At 67.8% G+C, this 17,017-nt stretch carries 16 protein-coding genes and 1 pseudogene; 16 read left to right on the top strand and 1 reads right to left on the bottom strand.

Going from position 1 to position 17,017, the window contains the following annotated elements:
• Nucleotides 1-192 precede the first annotated feature (192 nt).
• From G7B67_RS10055 to G7B67_RS09990, 14 genes and pseudogenes are all read left to right on the top strand, one after another.
• Nucleotides 193-792, top strand: coding sequence for an RES family NAD+ phosphorylase (locus tag G7B67_RS10055; RefSeq protein WP_166211713.1), 600 nt, complete (start codon nucleotides 193-195; stop codon nucleotides 790-792).
• 111 nt (nucleotides 793-903) lie between these two features.
• Nucleotides 904-1,401 (top strand): CcdC protein domain-containing protein, encoded by a 498-nt coding sequence (locus G7B67_RS10050; RefSeq protein ID WP_166211710.1) that lies wholly within the window; start codon nucleotides 904-906, stop codon nucleotides 1,399-1,401.
• Nucleotides 1,402-1,585: 184 nt separating this feature from the next.
• Nucleotides 1,586-2,161 carry an EF-hand domain-containing protein gene (locus G7B67_RS10045; protein WP_166211707.1) on the top strand — a complete coding sequence of 192 codons (576 nt, stop codon included), beginning with the start codon at nucleotides 1,586-1,588 and terminating at the stop codon, nucleotides 2,159-2,161.
• A gap of 62 nt (nucleotides 2,162-2,223) precedes the next feature.
• Nucleotides 2,224-3,723, top strand: a pseudogene (locus G7B67_RS10040) (dihydrolipoyllysine-residue acetyltransferase); the annotation flags it as partial.
• Nucleotides 3,724-3,887: 164 nt separating this feature from the next.
• Nucleotides 3,888-5,765, top strand: coding sequence for a dihydrolipoyl dehydrogenase (gene lpdA / locus G7B67_RS10035; RefSeq protein WP_166211701.1), 1,878 nt, complete (start codon nucleotides 3,888-3,890; stop codon nucleotides 5,763-5,765).
• A gap of 331 nt (nucleotides 5,766-6,096) precedes the next feature.
• The gene (locus G7B67_RS10030) at nucleotides 6,097-6,492 is read left to right on the top strand and encodes a hypothetical protein (RefSeq protein ID WP_166211698.1); all 396 of its coding nucleotides are present in this window, start codon (nucleotides 6,097-6,099) and stop codon (nucleotides 6,490-6,492) included.
• Nucleotides 6,493-6,496: 4 nt separating this feature from the next.
• Nucleotides 6,497-7,366, top strand: a complete 870-nt coding sequence (gene atpB / locus G7B67_RS10025; protein WP_166211695.1) for a F0F1 ATP synthase subunit A — start codon at nucleotides 6,497-6,499, stop codon at nucleotides 7,364-7,366.
• 66 nt (nucleotides 7,367-7,432) lie between these two features.
• A complete protein-coding gene (gene atpE, locus G7B67_RS10020) occupies nucleotides 7,433-7,705 on the top strand; it encodes a F0F1 ATP synthase subunit C (RefSeq protein WP_166211692.1) in 273 nt (90 codons plus the stop codon).
• A 57-nt stretch (nucleotides 7,706-7,762) separates the two neighbouring features.
• The gene (locus G7B67_RS10015) at nucleotides 7,763-8,233 is read left to right on the top strand and encodes a F0F1 ATP synthase subunit B (protein ID WP_166211689.1); all 471 of its coding nucleotides are present in this window, start codon (nucleotides 7,763-7,765) and stop codon (nucleotides 8,231-8,233) included.
• A complete protein-coding gene (locus tag G7B67_RS10010; protein ID WP_166211686.1) occupies nucleotides 8,233-8,760 on the top strand; it encodes a F0F1 ATP synthase subunit delta in 528 nt (175 codons plus the stop codon). The genes G7B67_RS10015 and G7B67_RS10010 overlap by 1 nt, the downstream gene beginning before the upstream one ends.
• A gap of 78 nt (nucleotides 8,761-8,838) precedes the next feature.
• Nucleotides 8,839-10,389, top strand: a complete 1,551-nt coding sequence (gene atpA, locus G7B67_RS10005; RefSeq protein WP_166211683.1) for a F0F1 ATP synthase subunit alpha — start codon at nucleotides 8,839-8,841, stop codon at nucleotides 10,387-10,389.
• Nucleotides 10,390-10,511: 122 nt separating this feature from the next.
• A complete protein-coding gene (gene atpG / locus G7B67_RS10000) occupies nucleotides 10,512-11,375 on the top strand; it encodes a F0F1 ATP synthase subunit gamma (RefSeq protein ID WP_166211722.1) in 864 nt (287 codons plus the stop codon).
• Nucleotides 11,376-11,475: 100 nt separating this feature from the next.
• Nucleotides 11,476-12,885 carry a F0F1 ATP synthase subunit beta gene (gene atpD / locus G7B67_RS09995; RefSeq protein ID WP_166211719.1) on the top strand — a complete coding sequence of 470 codons (1,410 nt, stop codon included), beginning with the start codon at nucleotides 11,476-11,478 and terminating at the stop codon, nucleotides 12,883-12,885.
• A 71-nt stretch (nucleotides 12,886-12,956) separates the two neighbouring features.
• Entirely contained in the window at nucleotides 12,957-13,382 is a 426-nt protein-coding gene (locus G7B67_RS09990) for a F0F1 ATP synthase subunit epsilon (RefSeq protein ID WP_166211680.1), read from the top strand.
• A gap of 225 nt (nucleotides 13,383-13,607) precedes the next feature.
• On the opposite strand, the gene G7B67_RS09985 is transcribed toward G7B67_RS09990, so the two are convergent.
• Nucleotides 13,608-13,994, bottom strand: coding sequence for a GtrA family protein (locus tag G7B67_RS09985; RefSeq protein WP_166211677.1), 387 nt, complete (start codon nucleotides 13,992-13,994; stop codon nucleotides 13,608-13,610).
• 280 nt (nucleotides 13,995-14,274) lie between these two features.
• Here G7B67_RS09985 and glmU point away from each other — a divergent pair, with 280 nt between their 5' ends.
• Nucleotides 14,275-15,645 (top strand): bifunctional UDP-N-acetylglucosamine diphosphorylase/glucosamine-1-phosphate N-acetyltransferase GlmU, encoded by a 1,371-nt coding sequence (glmU, locus tag G7B67_RS09980; RefSeq protein WP_166211674.1) that lies wholly within the window; start codon nucleotides 14,275-14,277, stop codon nucleotides 15,643-15,645.
• 150 nt (nucleotides 15,646-15,795) lie between these two features.
• Nucleotides 15,796-16,782 (top strand): lipoyl synthase, encoded by a 987-nt coding sequence (gene lipA / locus G7B67_RS09975; RefSeq protein ID WP_166211671.1) that lies wholly within the window; start codon nucleotides 15,796-15,798, stop codon nucleotides 16,780-16,782.
• Nucleotides 16,783-17,017: the final 235 nt, after the last annotated feature.

Below are 17,017 nucleotides of genomic sequence, written 5' to 3'. Positions count from 1 at the left end.
CCGCGGGGCCGTGGGCGCGCCCGCTCGCTGCGAGCGGCACGCGACGGTGCCGTGCGTTGGCGCCGGCGCAATGCCGCGTGGGCGCGGCGGTAACGGCGATCGCGACACCCCGGCGGAGGCCCGCCGCTCACGACGCGGAAACGCCTGCGCCCGCAAGCTGGACGTCGCCAAGTCACGCACCAGGAGCCGTACATGCCCAGCCAGGATCCGCCGTCCCGGGAGCGTCTGGAGCCCGGTTCGCTGGACAAGGCGCTGGCCGATTCGTTCCCGGCCAGCGATCCGCCTTCGCAGACGTCGCCGGTGATGGCGACACCCTCGTCCGCGTTCATCTCCACCGATGAATCCGGCGAGCTGCGCATCTACCGCGTCATCGAACCCAAGCAGGCGGCCGAGCCGTTCGCCGCCACCGATACCGGCGCGCGCTGGACACCTGCCGGTACGGCCTGCGTCTATGCGTCGCTGTCGCCGGCCACGGCGATCCTCGAATTCCTGGTCCATCTGGAAGGGCGCACGCCCAAGGACCTGCTGCTGGCGGTGGGCGCGATCAGGGCCGAATCGGTGGTCTCGGAGATCAACGAGCCATCGACGTGGTGCAAGCTGCCCTATCGGCCGGAAGTGCAGCAGGTCGGCAAGGCATGGCTGGAATCCGGGCGCTCGCTGGCGATGCGCGTGCCCAGCGCGATCTGCCGCGATGAATGCAACGTGCTGATCAACCCCGGGCACGCAGGCTTCGCCGGACTGCAGCTGCTCGCACTGCGCCCGTTGACCATCGACGAGCGCCTGCGGACCTGAGCATCCTGCCGCGCACATGCGCGGTTGCCGCGGTGCGATACCGCCGCGGCCGGAGTTGGCCTCACGCGACGGCATGGCTAAGCTGCGCTCCTGCCCAGGGGAGTAAGTCGCATGTCCGTAGCCACCTTGCCATCGCTGACGCCGGTGTTCGCGACCGCCGCCATCGGCTGGTTGTACTACCGCCGCATCCGCCGCCAGTTCGGGCGCCAGCGCTGGCAACCCACGCGCACCTGGTTGCGGATCGCGCTGCTGGCGCTGCTCGTCGTCGCGATCGTCGTCGCCGGTGCGATGACGGCGCACGGGACGCTCGCGGTCGCGGCCGGGCTCGTGGTCGGCGCGCTGCTCGGTGCGGTCGGGCTTCGCCATACCCGGATCGAATTCGGGGGCGACCAGCACTGGTACACGCCCAATCCGTGGATCGGCGGCGCACTGTCGCTGCTGCTGGTGGCGCGCCTGGCCTGGCGCTGGCAACGCGGCGCGTTCACCGCGAGCGCGGCGGTCACCACGCAGCAGGGCGGTGCACTGACCCTTGCCTTTGCTTCCACGCTGGTTGCGTTCTACCTGGTCAATGCCGCGGGCCTGGCGTGGCGGATGCGCATAGCGGCCTGAACGCGGCCACGCACGCAACGCGGCGATCGGTGCACGAGAGCGGGCGTCGTGACACGCCGCGTCGTGCTGCTTCGATGCGAAGCGCTCACGCTGCGCTTACGAATTCCTACGGTCTGCCTCACGCGGCATTTCCCTCCCGTGGTCCAAGGTCGCCGGACTCCGAGCCGCGCGCCAGGAGTTTCCCTTGACCACTTCCGGAGAGACCACGATGCAAGCTCGCATGATCAACACATTGGCGATCGCCTTGGCCACCGCGCTGCTGTCGCCGCTGGCACTGGCGCAGTCCCAGTCCACCACCACCTCGGGCGCGCAGGACAGCAATACCCAGGTTGGCGCACCCACCTCCACCGTCCAGGGGACGGGCGCCCCGGCGATGACGCCGGTCGACAGCGAAGCATCGATCCTGACCTTCAACAACCTGGACACCAACCACGACGGCAACGTGACGCTCGCCGAGGCACGCGCCGATGCCAGCTTCAAGGCCCACTTCGCGGCGCTGGATGCCGACCACAACGGCTATGTCAGCAAGACCGAACTCGGGGCTTCAGGGACGGCGACGGCCGGCACCAGCAGCAGCGGCGCGATGGGCAGCAACGCCTCCGGCACCACCTACGGCAACGCCGACGACTCCAACTACGAGAGCGGCAGCAGCGACACCAGCGCCACGACCAACGCCGACAGCAGCAGCGACACGACCAACAGCAGCAGCGACACCACGCAGGATGACCAGGACCCGGACGACGACACCAAGACCCCGTAACCCAGCTTGCCTGCGTTGAGAACGGGCGCCTGCGGGCGCCCGTTTTCATGCGGGAAGCCGATCGTGCCGCGTCCCCGGGCGTGCCGCGGTTGGCGCTGGCGGCCGACACGGCCACAATAGCCATCCCCCGATCGGCGGAGAGCCGCATGGCCGAACTCAAGGAAGCACGCGTCCCGGACATCGGCGGTTACGACGACGTCCCGGTGATCGAGGTGCTGGTCGCGGTCGGCGACACCGTCGCCATCGACCAGGGCCTGGCGACCCTGGAGTCGGACAAGGCGACGATGGAAGTGCCGGCGCCGTTCGCAGGCGTCGTGCGCGAACTGAAGATCAAGGTCGGCGACAAGGTGTCGGAAGGCCACGTGGTGGCATTGATCGAAGCCGCCGGTGCCGAGGCCGCCGCCACGCCGCCGTCAGGCAGCGCGCCCGCCGCGCCGCCCGCGGACCTGCGAGCCGAGCCACTGCCGCCGGCCGAGCGCACCCGTGCTGCGGAAACCGGCACCAGGGTGGATCCGACGGGCGTGCCCGCGCGGCCGGACAACATTGCCCAGGCATCGATCGAGAAGAGCGCGGTGCTCGCTGGCGCCGCCGCCACGCTGCAGGCGCCCGAGCGCTTCGGTGCCGATGCCGTGCTGCCGGGGAAGGTGCCGTACGCGAGTCCCGCGGTGCGACTGTTCGCGCGCGAACTGGGCGTCGACCTCGAGCGCGTCACCGGTTCCGAACACGGCGGCCGCATCACCCGCCAGGACGTGCAGCAGTTCGTCAAGGGCGCGCTGGCTGGCGACGTGGCGCATGCGCCGGCCGGTGGCGGCAACGGCCTGTCGCTGCTGCCGTGGCCGAAGGTCGACTTCGGCAAGTTCGGTCCGACCGAAACGCGCGAACTCACCCGCATCCAGAAGATTTCCGGCGCCAACCTCGCGCGCAACTGGGCCATGATCCCGCACGTCACCCAGCATGACGATGCCGACATCACCGAACTCGAAGCGTTGCGGGTGGCATTGAACAGGGAAAACGAAAAGCGCAAGGACGCCGCCAGGCTGACCATGCTGGCGTTCCTGATCAAGGCCAGCGTTGCCGCCTTGCAGAAGTATCCGACCTTCAATTCCTCGCTCGACGCCAGCGGCGGGCAACTCACGCTCAAGCACTACTTCCACATCGGCTTCGCCGCCGACACGCCCAACGGGCTGGTGGTACCGGTCGTGCGCGACTGCGACCGCAAGGGCGTGATGCAGATCGCCGGCGAAATGGGCGAGCTCGCCGCCAAGGCGCGCGACGGCAAGCTTGGACCGGCCGACATGCAGGGCGGTTGTTTCTCGATCAGTTCGCTCGGCGGCATCGGCGGCACGTCGTTCACCCCGATCGTCAACGCGCCGGAAGTCGCCATCCTCGGCGTGTCGAAGGCGGCGATGAAGCCGGTGTGGGATGGCACGCAGTTCCAGCCGCGCCTGCTGCTGCCGCTGTCGCTGTCCTACGACCACCGCGTGATCGACGGCGCCGCCGCCGCGCGCTTTACCGCCTACCTGGCGCAGCTGCTCGGCGACATGCGGCGGGTGCTGTTGTAGCGCCGTGGTCGGCGCGATGCGCAACCTGCCCCCGGCGCGATCGGACATGGCGGTTGCCGGCCGCGTCCGGCGATGATCGAACGAGGCAATGCGACTGCCATCGGCCTCCCTGTGGCATTCGGCCATGACAACGGCGGATTGAAGCCCGCCCAACGGACATCGCAATGACGACGATCGAAGTCAAGGTTCCCGATATCGGCGGTTACGACGACGTCCCCGTGATCGAGGTGCTGGTCGCGGTGGGCGACACGATCCAGGTCGACCAGGGGCTGGTGACGCTGGAATCGGACAAGGCGACGATGGAAGTGCCGTCGAGCGTCGCCGGCGTCGTGAAGGAACTGAAGGTGAAAGTCGGCGACACGTTGTCGGAAGGCAGCGTGGTGGCGGTGGTCGAATCGAGCGCCGCCGAACCTGCGCCTGCTCCCGCTGCCGCGGGCCCTGCTCCTTCCCCCGCCCCGGCGGGGGAAGGTCTGGACGGACGCAAGCGGGATGGCGGAAGTCCGCAACCAAGCGGATCAAACGCGCCCCCATCCCGGCCTTCCCCCGCTGCGCAGGGGAAGGGGCCAGAGGCGCCGCAGGCCAGCGCCGCCACCGGCCGCAAGGCCGACATCGACTGCGCGCTGGTCGTGATCGGCGCCGGTCCCGGCGGCTACACCGCCGCCTTCCGCGCCGCCGACCTGGGCATGGATGTCGTGCTGGTCGAGCGTTACGCGCAACTCGGCGGCGTCTGCCTCAACGTCGGCTGCATTCCGTCCAAGGCGCTGCTGCACGCGGCGGCGGTGATCGACGAAGCCGCGCATGCCAGCGACTACGGCATCGATTTCGGGGCGCCGAAAATCACGCTCGACAAACTGCGCGCGTTCAAGGACAAGGTCGTCGGCCAGCTGACCAAGGGACTGGCGACGATGGCCAGGCAGCGCAAGGTGCGCGTGGTCACCGGCAGCGCGCGCTTCCTGTCGCCCAACGAACTGGAAATCGAAGGCGAGGGCGGCACGCAGCTGCTGCGCTTCGCGCAATGCATCATCGCCGCCGGTTCGCAGGCGATGAAGTTGCCGGGTTTCCCGTGGGACGACCCGCGGGTGATGGATTCGACCGACGCGCTCGACCTCGCAGAGATTCCGAAGCGGCTGCTCGTCGTCGGCGGCGGCATCATCGGGCTGGAAATGGCCACGGTGTATCGCGGCCTGGGCAGCGAGGTCACGGTGGTCGAGCTTGCCGGGCAATTGATGCCCGGCGCGGATCCGGACCTGGTGAAACCGCTCGCCGATCGGCTGAAGAAGCAGGGCCTCGGGGTGCACCTGCAGACCAGGGTCGTGGAGGCGAAGGCGGGCAAGGCCGGCATCACCTGCACCTTCGATGGCGCGAACGTGCCCAGGTCAAACGTGTTCGATCGCGTCCTCGTCGCGGTCGGTCGCACGCCCAACGGCGGCAAGCTCGACGCCGACAAGGCTGGCATCGCGGTCGGCGCACGTGGCTTCATCGAGGTCGACCGGCAGATGCGCAGCAACGTGCCGCACATCTTCGCCATCGGCGACCTCGTCGGGCAGCCGATGCTCGCGCACAAGGCGACCCACGAAGGCCGCCTGGCGGCCGAAGCCGCCGCCTGGTCGGGCGATGCGGACAAGGCGCCGCAGTGGGTCGCGCGCGTCATCCCGTCGGTCGCCTACACCGATCCGGAAATCGCCTGGGTCGGCGTGACCGAAACCGAGGCCAAGGCCAAGGGCCTGGCGGTCGGCGTGGGCAAGTTCCCGTGGGCGGCGAGCGGACGCGCGATCGGCATCGGCCGCACGGAAGGCTTCACCAAGCTCATCTTCGATGAAGCCACGCATCGCATCGTCGGTGCCGGCATCGTCGGCGTGCACGCGGGCGACCTGATCGCCGAGCTGGCGCTGGCGATCGAGATGGGCTGCGAGGCGACCGACATCGGCCACACCATCCACCCGCATCCGACCCTGAGCGAATCGGTGGGGATGGCGGCGGAGGTGTTCGAAGGCACGATCACCGACCTCTACCTGCCCAGGAAGCCGTCCGCCGGCTCCTGATGCAACCAGGCGCGGCGACCCTGCCGGGTGCCTGAAACCCGCCGTGGCAAGCACCCGAAAAGCGAAGCCCCGGCATGGCCGGGGCTTCTGTGGGCCTGCTGGACCGACGAGGAAGGGCAGGCCACGGCAGAACTGACCGGCCGCCCTCACGAAAAGTTGCATGAATCCGGGGCGCGGGGCGCGGCCGCGCAGGGCGGATTCGTGCGCCGGGGAGGTTGCCGCGCAAAAGGCCCCCCGCTATACTTTTGCGGCTTCGCAGGGCCGATTGGGGACGTTGGCGACAACGTGTCCCGGGCGCCCCGCCTGAATTCCACAGCTGACGAGTTTGCGCGTGCACGATCCCATCGCCGCAGGTCGCAGCGCAGCAGCGCGCGCGGTGGCTGTCGAGATCGCCGCCAGCGGGCTGGTGGCACTGGGTTTCCTCGCGCTGGACTGGCGCCATGCGCTGGCAGCCGCGATCGGCGGCGCCGCGATGGCCGCGGGCAATGCGCTGTCGATCGCGCTGGCGTTCGGCGGCGGCATCCAGCGGGCGCCGGTCGCCTTCGGCAGGCTGCTGCTGGGCGTGATGGGGAAATGGATGGTGGTGCTGGCGATCTTCGTCCTGGCCCTGGCCGGATGGCGGTTGCCGCCGCTGCCGCTGCTGGCTGGACTGGCCGTCAGCACGCTGGGTTACCTGTTGGCTTTGAACCGGATCGGCGCACGCGCCGCTCGACACAGACAAGGTTGAACGCGTGAGCGCCGAAACGACGACATCGGGTGGTTCCACCGAATACATCAACCACCACCTGCATTTCTGGCAGGTGAGCGTGGGCGATGGCGCGTTCATGAAGCTCAACGTCGACACGTTGATCTTCACCGCGGTGTTGTCGCTGCTGTTCGTGTTCTTCTTCATCCGCAGCGCGCGCAAGGCGACCGCCGGCGTGCCGGGCAAGTTCCAGACCGTCGTCGAGATGGTGGTGACCTTCGTCGACGGCCTCGTGCGCGAGACCTTCCACGGCCGCAGCAAGCTGATCGCGCCGCTGTCGATCACGATCTTCTGCCTCGTGTTCCTGATGAACTTCATGGACATGGTGCCGGTGGACTTCCTGCCGTGGGCATGGAAGGCCGGCCATGCCGCCGCGGGCGCGGATCCGGAGCACGCCTACCTGCGCGTGGTGCCGACCGCCGACCTCAACACGACGTTCGGCCTGTCGCTGGCGGTGTTCCTGCTGATCCAGGTGTTCGGCATCAAGCACAAGGGCGTCGGCGGCTTCACCAGGGAAATCTTCACCGCGCCGTTCCACGCCCACGGCACGGTCGCCAAGATCGCGCTGGCGCCGGCCAATTTCCTGCTGCGCATCATCGAGGAAGGCGTCCGGCCGCTGAGCCTGAGCCTGCGACTGTTCGGCAACATGTATGCCGGCGAGCTGATCTTCATCCTGATCGCGCTGATGACCCTGAACTCGTCGCTCGCCCACCTGAGCACCTGGGTGATGGGTCCGCTGCAGTGGGTGGTCGGCTTCATCTGGACCGCGTTCCACATCCTGATCATCGTGCTGCAGGCCTTCATCTTCATGATGCTCACGATCGTCTACCTGAGCATGTCGGCCGAAAGCCACTGATTTGATCTGCTGTCGCGTCAACGAGTCGCCATTCACCCATTACCCGCTTTAAATCTGGAGAGCACCATGGATCACGCCACCCTCGTCGCCGAAGTTCTGAAGTTCACCGTCATCGCGGCCGGCCTGCTCATCGGCCTCGGCGCCCTTGGCACCGCAATCGGCTTCGCCATCCTCGGCGGCAAGTTCCTCGAAGGTTCGGCGCGCCAGCCGGAGCTGACCCCGATGCTGCAGACCAAGATGTTCATCGTCGCCGGCCTGCTCGACGCCGTGCCGATGATCGGCGTCGCGATCGCGCTGCTGCTGCTGTTCGCCAACCCGCTGTTGGCTTCGATCGCTTAAGTCGCCACGCGGACAGGTCATCGCCGGCGGCAACGCCGGCGCCAGGAGCACAGCCCCATGCTACCCAACCTCACCCTGGTCATTCAGGGCCTCGCGTTCTTCGCGGTGGCCTGGGTGGTCATGAAATTCGGCTGGCCGCACATCATGGCGGCCATCGAGGAGCGCCAGCAGAAGATCGCTGAAGGCCTCGCCGCGGCCGATCGCAGCCAGAAGGACCTGGCGCAGGCGCAGGACCGCGCGAACGAAGCGCTGAAGGAAGCGCGCGCCAAGGCCAACGAGATCATCGAGCAGGCGCACCAGCGCGCCAACCAGATGATCGACCAGGCCAAGAACGACGCCATCGCCGAGGCCACCCGGCAGAAGGCGCTGGCGCAGGCGGAAATCGACGCTTCGGCCAACCGTGCGAAGGAAGACCTGCGCAAGCAGGTGTCCCTGCTGGCGGTCACCGGCGCCGAGAAGCTGCTGCGCCGCGAGATCGATGCCAATGCCCACAAGGCGCTGCTCGACGAACTGGCGGCGGAGATCTGATGAGCCAGGCGCTGACCCTCGCCCGTCCGTATGCGCGCGCCGCGTTTGCGATCGCGCGCGACGAGAAGGACTACGCCGGCTGGTCGCAGGCGCTGGCGTTCGCCGCGCGCGTCGCCGCCGATCCACGCGTGGCCGCGCTGCTCGGCGATCCGCGCCTGTCGCACGCCGATGCGGTCGTGTTGTTGTCGCCCGAGTCGGCAAGCGAATCCTTCTCGCGCTTCCTGACGCTGCTGGCCGACAACCGCCGGCTCGCGTTGCTGCCGGAAATCGCGGGACTGTACGAAGAGCTGCGTGCCGAAGCCGAGCGCGTGGTCAAGGCGACGGTGACGTCGGCGGCGGAACTTCCGGCCAGCGAGCTGGAGAAGATCAAGGCGGCATTGCGCCAGCGCTTCGGCCGCGAGGTCGATGTCGACACCGCGATCGACGCCAGCCTGATCGGCGGCGCGGTGATCGATGCCGGCGACGTCGTCATCGACGGCTCGCTGAAAGGCAAGCTTGAGCGGCTGCAGGCGGCACTGGCGGGTTGATTTGAAATTCGCGGCGCGGGCATCGGCCCGCACGCGTGAACCGATGGCGGGCCTGGGCCCGCCCTACAGGAAACAGACATGGCAACGACGACGCTCAACCCCTCCGAAATCAGCGAGCTGATCCGGAACCGCATCGAAAAGGTCGGCCTCGCCGCCGAAGCGCGCAACGAAGGCACGGTGACGTCGGTGTCCGACGGCATCGTGCGCATCTTCGGCCTGGCCGACGTGATGCAGGGCGAAATGATCGAATTGCCGAACCAGACCTACGCGCTGGCGCTGAACCTGGAGCGCGACTCGGTCGGCGCCGTGGTGCTGGGCGACTACGAGAACCTGCGCGAAGGCGATGTCGCCAAGACCACCGGCCGCATCCTCGAAGTGCCGACCGGTCCGGAGCTGCTCGGCCGCGTGGTCAACGCGCTCGGCGAGCCGATCGACGGCAAGGGTCCGGTCACGGCTGCGACCAGCGCGCCGGTCGAGACGATCGCGCCGGGCGTGATCTGGCGCCAGTCGGTGTCGCAGCCGGTGCAGACCGGTTACAAGTCGATCGACGCGATGATCCCGATCGGCCGCGGCCAGCGCGAGCTGATCATCGGCGACCGCCAGACCGGCAAGACCGCGGTGGCGATCGACGCGATCATCAACCAGAAACACTCGGGCGTTAAGTGCATCTACGTCGCGATCGGGCAGAAGAACTCGACCATCGCCAACATCGTGCGCAAGCTCGAGGAATTCGGCGCGATGGCCTACACCACCGTCGTCGCCGCCTCGGCGTCCGAATCGGCCGCGATGCAGTACATCGCGCCGTACGCCGGCTGCACCATGGGCGAGTATTACCGCGACCGCGGCGAAGACGCACTGATCATCTATGACGATCTGTCCAAGCAGGCCGTGGCCTATCGCCAGATCTCGCTGCTGCTGCGCCGCCCGCCGGGCCGCGAGGCGTATCCGGGCGACGTGTTCTACCTGCACAGCCGCCTGCTCGAGCGCGCCGCGCGCGTGTCGCCTGAGTACGTGGAGAAGTTCACCAACGGCGCCGTCAAGGGCAAGACCGGTTCGCTCACCGCGCTGCCGATCATCGAGACCCAGGCCGGCGACGTGTCCGCGTTCGTGCCGACCAACGTGATCTCGATCACCGACGGCCAGATCTTCCTCGAGACCGACCTGTTCAACGCCGGCATCCGCCCGGCCGTGAACGCCGGCATCTCGGTGTCGCGCGTGGGTGGCGCGGCGCAGACCAAGATCATGAAGAAGCTGTCCGGCGGCATCCGCATCGCGCTGGCGCAGTACCGCGAGCTGGCGGCATTCGCGCAGTTCGCCTCCGACCTCGACGACGCCACCCGCAAGCAGCTCGAGCGCGGGCAGCGCGTCACCGAGCTCATGAAGCAGAAGCAGTACGCCCCGATGTCGGTCGCCGAGCAGTCCCTGTCGATCTACGCGATCGACAAGGGCTACATGGACGACATCGCGATCAACAAGATTGGCGCCTTTGAAGCCGGCCTGCACGCGCACTTCGCCAACACCGCCTCGGCGACGATGGAGAAGATCAACGCGACCGGCGACTGGAACGACGAGCTCGAAGGCGCGTTCAAGAAGGGCATCGAGGACTTCAAGACGACGGGTAGCTGGTAAACCAATCGTCATTCCGCGCAGGCGGGGGCGGTTGGCGGACGGATGCCTGTCCATCCATGGACTTTGAAGGTTAGAGACGCTGGATCCCCGCCTTCGCGGGGATGACAAGCAGAGAGAACGAGATGGCTGGCGGACGCGAAATCAAAACCAAGATCAAGAGCGTGCAGAACACCCGCAAGGTGACGCGCGCGCTCGAGATGGTCTCGGCTTCCAAGATCCGCAAGGCGCAGGACCGGATGAAGTCCTCGCGCCCGTACGCGCGCGCCATGAAGCAGGTCATCGGGCACCTGGCGCAGGCCAACTCCGAGTACCAGCATCCCTACCTGGTCCAGCGCGCCGACATCAAGCGCGTTGGCTACATCATCGTCTCGTCCGACCGCGGCCTTGCCGGCGGCCTGAACAACAACCTGTTCCGCAAGCTGCTGGGCGAGATCCGCAAGTGGCAGGAGCAGGGCGTCGAGGTGGACGTCGTCACCATCGGCCAGAAGGCGAGCGTGTTCTTCCGCCGCATCAAGGTCGAGATGCTGGCCTCGGTCACCCACCTGGGCGACGTGCCCCATGTCGAGCAGCTGGTCGGCGTGATCAAGGTCATGCTCGACGCCTACACCGCGGGCTCGATGGACAAGGTGTTCCTGGTCTACAACGGCTTCGTCAACACCATGACGCAGCGCGCCTCGTTCGACCAGCTGCTGCCGCTGCCGGCGTCGGAGACGACGATCGCCTCGCACGACTGGGACTACATCTACGAGCCCGATGCGCAGGCGGTGCTGGAGCACGTGCTGACCCGCTACATCGAGTCGCTGGTGTACCAGGCGGTGCTGGAGAACGTCGCCTCCGAGCATGCCGCGCGCATGGTCGCGATGAAGTCGGCCTCCGACAACGCCACCAAGCTGATCGGAACCCTGCAGCTGATCTACAACAAGGCGCGGCAGGCGGCGATCACGCAAGAGATTTCCGAGATCGTCGGCGGCGCCGCGGCGGTCTGATCCAAACCACATAACGCGTAGGGCAAGAGCTCGCGGCTGAAGCCGCTCCTACGAAGAGCAGCATTGAGAGTCTGAGGACATACGAATGAACAGCCAGGTGATGAGCAGCAACCAGGGCAAGATCGTGCAGATCATCGGCGCGGTGGTCGACGTGGAGTTTCCGCGCGAGAGCGTGCCGAAGGTGTACGACGCGCTGAAGGTGCAGAACACCGCGATCACGCTGGAAGTGCAGCAGCAGCTCGGCGACGGCATCGTGCGCACCATCGCGCTGGGCTCGACCGACGGCCTCAAGCGCAACCTGATCGCCGACAACACCGGCCGCGCGATCTCTGTGCCGGTGGGCAAGGGCACGCTGGGCCGGATCATGGACGTGCTCGGTCGCCCGATCGACGAGGCAGGTCCCGTCGATGCCGCCGATCAATGGGAAATCCATCGCGGCGCGCCGAGCTACGAAGAGCAGGCGGCGGCGAACGAACTGCTGGAAACCGGCATCAAGGTCATCGACCTCATGTGCCCGTTCGCCAAGGGCGGCAAGGTCGGCCTGTTCGGCGGCGCCGGCGTCGGCAAGACCGTCAACATGATGGAACTCATCAACAACATCGCCAAGCAGCACGCCGGCCTGTCGGTGTTCGCGGGCGTCGGTGAGCGCACCCGCGAGGGCAACGACTTCTACCACGAGATGAAGGACTCCAACGTCCTGGACAAGGTCGCGATGGTGTACGGCCAGATGAACGAGCCGCCGGGCAACCGCCTGCGCGTCGCGCTTACCGGCCTGACCATGGCCGAGTACTTCCGCGACGACATCGATCCGGCGACGGGCAAGGGCCGCGACATCCTGTTCTTCGTCGACAACATCTACCGCTACACGCTGGCCGGTACCGAAGTGTCGGCGCTGCTGGGCCGCATGCCGTCGGCGGTGGGCTACCAGCCCACGCTCGCCGAGGAAATGGGCGTGCTGCAGGAACGCATCACCTCGACCAAGACCGGCTCGATCACCTCGATCCAGGCCGTGTACGTGCCCGCGGACGACCTGACCGACCCGTCGCCGGCGACGACCTTCGCGCACTTGGATGCGACCGTCGTGCTGAGCCGCAACATCGCCTCGCTCGGCATCTATCCGGCCGTCGATCCGCTGGATTCGACCTCGCGCCAGCTCGATCCGAACGTCATCGGCAACGAGCACTACGACACCGCGCGCAAGGTGCAGTCGACGCTGCAGAAGTACAAGGAACTCAAGGACATCATCGCGATCCTGGGCATGGACGAGCTGTCGGAAGAAGACAAGCAGTCGGTCTCGCGCGCGCGCAAGATCGAGCGCTTCTTCTCCCAGCCCTTCCACGTGGCCGAAGTCTTCACCGGCTCGCCGGGCAAGTACGTCACGCTCAAGGAAACGATCCGCGGCTTCAAGATGATCGTCGACGGCGAGTGCGACCACATGCCGGAACAGGCGTTCTACATGGTCGGCGGCATCGATGAGGCGATCGAGAAAGCCAAGAAGATCACCGGCTGAGGCGCTGAAGCGACCCTCACCCCTGCCCTCTCCCGCAAGCGGGAGAGGGGGAATCGGACGAGAAGCGATTTATGACTAGCACCATCCGCTGCGACATCGTCAGCGCCGAAGCCGAGATCTTCCACGGCGAGGCCGAGATGATCGTCGCCACCGGCGAACTCGGCGAGCTCGGCATCGCGCCGCGGCACGCGCCGCTGATCACGCGGCTCAAGCCCGGCAAGGTCGTGGTCACGCTGCCCGGCGGCGAGACCATGGACTTCGCGATCTCCGGCGGCATCCTCGAGGTGCAGCCGCAGGTGGTGACGGTGCTCGCCGATACCGCGATCCGCGCGCAGGACATCGACGAAGCATCGGTGCTCGCGGCGAAGGCCGAAGCCGAGCGCATCCTCGCCCACCGTGGCGAGGCGATGGAAGTGGCCGAAGCGCAGCAGCGCCTGGCCGAAGTCACCGCGCAGCTGCAGGCGCTGGAGCGGTTGCGTCGGAACATGAAGCACTAGGCGTCGACGGCCGCCAGTGATCCGGGACCCGAACGCCGGCGCAAGCCGGCGTTTTGCATTGGTGCAGACGTGCGCGCGCTCGGTAGGAGCGGCTTCAGCCGCGAGCGATTCCGTTCCCGATATCCCGACCTTCGACGAGAGTCTCGCCGAGCCAGGTCTCGCGGCTGAAGCCGCTCCTACCGCGATCCTGCCTGCGCAGCCACACGCGAGATCGAAAACACCGGGCTACTTCTTGTAGACCCAGTGCCGCGACAGCAGGAACCCGATCACGCCGAGGACGAACTCCACCCCGGGCTTGGCCAGCCATGCCCAGCGCAGGCCCAGGCCATGGTCGATCGCGCCCAGCGACCAGGTGCTGACCACGGTCGTGCCCAGCCACATCACGATGTAGCGGAACAGCTGCGAGCGCCCGACCGCGTGTTCGTCGCCGGCGAAGGTGAGTTTGCCGTTGAGCCAGAAGCCCAGCAGCGCACCGGCGATGCGCCCGGCGACGTTCGCCGGCGCCACGCCCATGCCTGTCCAGTGCGTCAACGCGACCAGCACGCCCCAATCGACCAGCCACTGCACGCCGCCGATGATCAGGTAATGGCGCGCGTGGCGCGTCAGGCTCATGGTGCCGTCCTGTGGGCGGGAAGGGTGGGGGACATGCGGCGAACGTTGGCGTAAACGGCCCGCATCGTAGCAGCGGGCCGCCGGTTGGCGTGCGATTACGCCCGGAGCGGGTCCCCACTGCGGCCTCGACCAGGCGCAGCAAACGCCCGTGCGGCCGCCGTACCGGCGTGGATGCATGCCCCGGCTGGGCGGCCCGGCCTTCGCGCGGCAGGTGATGGCGATTCATCGCGGCATCCCCTCGGCGCATCCTAGAATGCCGGCATTCCATCGGATGCCCGCCATGACCGCTCCGCTGCACGTCGTCATCCTCGCCGCAGGCGAGGGCAAGCGCATGAAGTCCTCGCGGCCCAAGGTGCTGCAGCCGATCGCGGGGCAGCCGATGCTGGGGCACGTGATTGCCGCCGCCCGCGTGTTGCAGCCGCAGGCCATCCATGTCGTCTACGGACACGGCGGCGACGCGGTGCGCGAGGCCTTCGCCGGGCAAGGGGACCTGCAGTGGGCGCTGCAGGCTCGCCAGGCGGGAACCGGGCATGCCGTGCAGCAGGCGATGGCGCAGGTTCCCGACGAAGCGCAAGTGCTGGTGCTCTACGGCGACGTCCCACTGGTCCTGCCGGCGACGTTGCAGCGGTTGCTCGAGGCGTCCGAATCGCTTGCCGTGCTGGGCGCGGAACTGGACGACCCCACCGGCTACGGCCGCATCGTCCGCGATGCCGAAGGCCGGGTGGCGGCGATCGTCGAACAGAAGGATGCCAGCGAGGAGCAGCGCAAGATCCGCCTGGTCAACACCGGCATGGTCGCCGCCGCCGCGATGCCGCTCAAGCGCTGGCTCGCCGCGCTGCGCAACGACAACGTGCAGGGCGAGTATTACCTGACTGACATCTTCGCGATGGCGGAGGCCGAGTTCGCGGCCGCTGAAATCGTCCTGGTGGGCGAGGCGGTGGAATGCGAGGGCGCCAACGATGCCTGGCAGCTGGCGCAGCTCGAGCGCGCGTTCCAGCATCGCGCTGTACGCGCGCTGTGCGTGGAGGGCGTGCGCTTCGCAGACCCGGCGCGCATCGATGTGCGCGGTACCATCACCGTCGGGCGGGACGTCGAGATCGATGTCGACGTCGTCCTCGAAGGCGAAGTGATCCTTGGCGACGGCGTTCGCATCGGTCCCTTCTGCCGCCTGAGGGACGTCAGCCTCGCCGCCGGCACCTTGGTGCGCGCGCACTGCGACCTGGAAGGCGCGCGCAGCGAGGGTGCGGCGACGATCGGGCCGTTCGCGCGCCTGCGACCGGGCACCGTGCTCGCCGATGGCGTGCATGTCGGCAATTTCGTCGAGGCCAAGAACGCGGTGCTTGGCGTCGGCAGCAAGGCCAACCACCTGACCTACCTCGGCGATGCGCGCATCGGCGCCAAGGTCAACATCGGCGCTGGCACCATCACCTGCAACTACGACGGCGTGAACAAATCGACCACCACCATCGGCGATGGCGCCTTCATCGGTTCCAACACGTCGCTGGTGGCGCCGGTCACGGTCGGGGCCGAAGCGACGATCGGCGCCGGGTCGGTGATCACCACCGACGCCGCCGGCGGTGAACTCACGATTGCGCGCGGGCGGCAGGCGACGATTCCCGGATGGAAGCGTCCGCAGAAGCCGCCGCGCTGAGGCCACTGCGCCCGGACCGCGCTGGATCGCCCGCGCTCGGACGCACAGGGCGCGCCGCTGAAGCCGGCAACACGGCGCGCTTGACCTGCATCAGGGTGCCGTCGCGCCAGCGCGCGCATGCTGATCGTCGAGCCGTCTTCGGGAGGATCCATGAGCGACGACGCCGCGACGCGCCGGCCTGCCCCTGGCAGCAAGTTCGTCAGTCCACAGGGCACGCGCGCGATCAAGGATGGGATCCGCCCCAATCCTGCCAGCGCGCTTCCCGATGCCGCCCGCAAGCCGCCGTGGCTGCGGGTCAAGCTGCCCGCCGGCGCCGGCTACGAGGACATCCGCCAGATCGTCGCCAGCCACAAGCTGCACACGGTGTGCTCGGAATCCAAGTGCCCCAACATCGCCGAATGCTGGGGCCGCGGCACCGCGACGCTGATGCTGATGGGTTCGGTGTGCACCCGCGCCTGCAAGTTCTGCGCGGTCAGCACGGGTAATCCCAACGGCTGGCTCGATCCACTGGAGCCGGCGCACGTGGCCGATGCGGTCGCGCTGATGAAGCTGCAGTACGTGGTGCTGACATCGGTCGATCGCGATGACCTCGCCGACGGCGGTGCGGCGCATTACGCCGCCTGCATCCGCGCGATCCACGCCCGTTCGCCGGCCACCGCGGTGGAAGCGCTGACGCCGGATTTCGCCGGGCACCAGGCCGATGTCGCCACGGTGCTCGACGCGGGACTGGCGACCTACGCACAGAACCTGGAAACCGTCGAACGCCTGACCCATCCGGTGCGCGATCCGCGCGCGGGCTACGCACAGACGCTCGGCGTGCTCGCGTTCGCCAAACGCCATGCGCCGGCCACATTGACCAAGACCAGCCTGATGCTCGGCCTGGGCGAGACCGACGCGGAACTCGAACGGGCCTTCGACGACATCCGCGCCGCCGGCGTCGATGTCGTCACCCTGGGCCAGTACATGCGCCCCACGCCCAACCACCTGCCGGTGGAGCGCTTCGTAGCGCCGGACGAATTCAACCGCTATCGCGACAGCGCGCTGGCGCGCGGTTTCCTCGAAGTGGTCGCCGGACCACTGGTGCGCTCGAGTTACCGCGCCGAACGCGTGCTTGAGCGCAACAACGCCGGATTGTGAAGCGCGCATCGCGCAGACAACGCCTTGCCACCCGTTGTGCCATGGTGGCGATCGGGCTTCGAACACCGCAGGAGGTGCTCCATGACCATCCCCGTGCCAACTCCGCCGCAGGCAGGGCCGCTCGCACCACGGACCGATCCTGCTGCGAGCCGGGCCGATCGTGAACGCCAGCGCCTGGAACGCGAAGACGGGATCGATGCGGCGCTCGACCAGAGCTTCCCCGCCAGCGATCCGC

Origin of the sequence: Cognatiluteimonas telluris, from assembly GCF_011320095.1 — a bacterium.
Lineage (GTDB): Bacteria > Pseudomonadota > Gammaproteobacteria > Xanthomonadales > Xanthomonadaceae > Cognatiluteimonas > Cognatiluteimonas telluris.
The sequence above is the reverse complement of the archived record's forward strand: the minus strand, read 5'-3'. Positions and strand labels throughout refer to the sequence as shown.

What these genes read in the sequence shown, in the direction of transcription:
- G7B67_RS10055 (WP_166211713.1), top strand. Translation starts at nt 193, where the DNA reads ATGCCCAGCCAGGATCCGCCGTCCCGGGAGCGTCTGGAGCCCGGTTCG.
- G7B67_RS10050 (WP_166211710.1), top strand. Translation starts at nt 904, where the DNA reads ATGTCCGTAGCCACCTTGCCATCGCTGACGCCGGTGTTCGCGACCGCC.
- lpdA (WP_166211701.1), top strand. Translation starts at nt 3,888, where the DNA reads ATGACGACGATCGAAGTCAAGGTTCCCGATATCGGCGGTTACGACGAC.
- atpE (WP_166211692.1), top strand. Translation starts at nt 7,433, where the DNA reads ATGGATCACGCCACCCTCGTCGCCGAAGTTCTGAAGTTCACCGTCATC.
- G7B67_RS10015 (WP_166211689.1), top strand. Translation starts at nt 7,763, where the DNA reads ATGCTACCCAACCTCACCCTGGTCATTCAGGGCCTCGCGTTCTTCGCG.
- G7B67_RS10010 (WP_166211686.1), top strand. Translation starts at nt 8,233, where the DNA reads ATGAGCCAGGCGCTGACCCTCGCCCGTCCGTATGCGCGCGCCGCGTTT.
- atpA (WP_166211683.1), top strand. Translation starts at nt 8,839, where the DNA reads ATGGCAACGACGACGCTCAACCCCTCCGAAATCAGCGAGCTGATCCGG.
- atpG (WP_166211722.1), top strand. Translation starts at nt 10,512, where the DNA reads ATGGCTGGCGGACGCGAAATCAAAACCAAGATCAAGAGCGTGCAGAAC.
- atpD (WP_166211719.1), top strand. Translation starts at nt 11,476, where the DNA reads ATGAGCAGCAACCAGGGCAAGATCGTGCAGATCATCGGCGCGGTGGTC.
- G7B67_RS09990 (WP_166211680.1), top strand. Translation starts at nt 12,957, where the DNA reads ATGACTAGCACCATCCGCTGCGACATCGTCAGCGCCGAAGCCGAGATC.
- G7B67_RS09985 (WP_166211677.1), bottom strand. Translation starts at nt 13,994, where the DNA reads ATGAGCCTGACGCGCCACGCGCGCCATTACCTGATCATCGGCGGCGTG.
- glmU (WP_166211674.1), top strand. Translation starts at nt 14,275, where the DNA reads ATGACCGCTCCGCTGCACGTCGTCATCCTCGCCGCAGGCGAGGGCAAG.
- lipA (WP_166211671.1), top strand. Translation starts at nt 15,796, where the DNA reads ATGAGCGACGACGCCGCGACGCGCCGGCCTGCCCCTGGCAGCAAGTTC.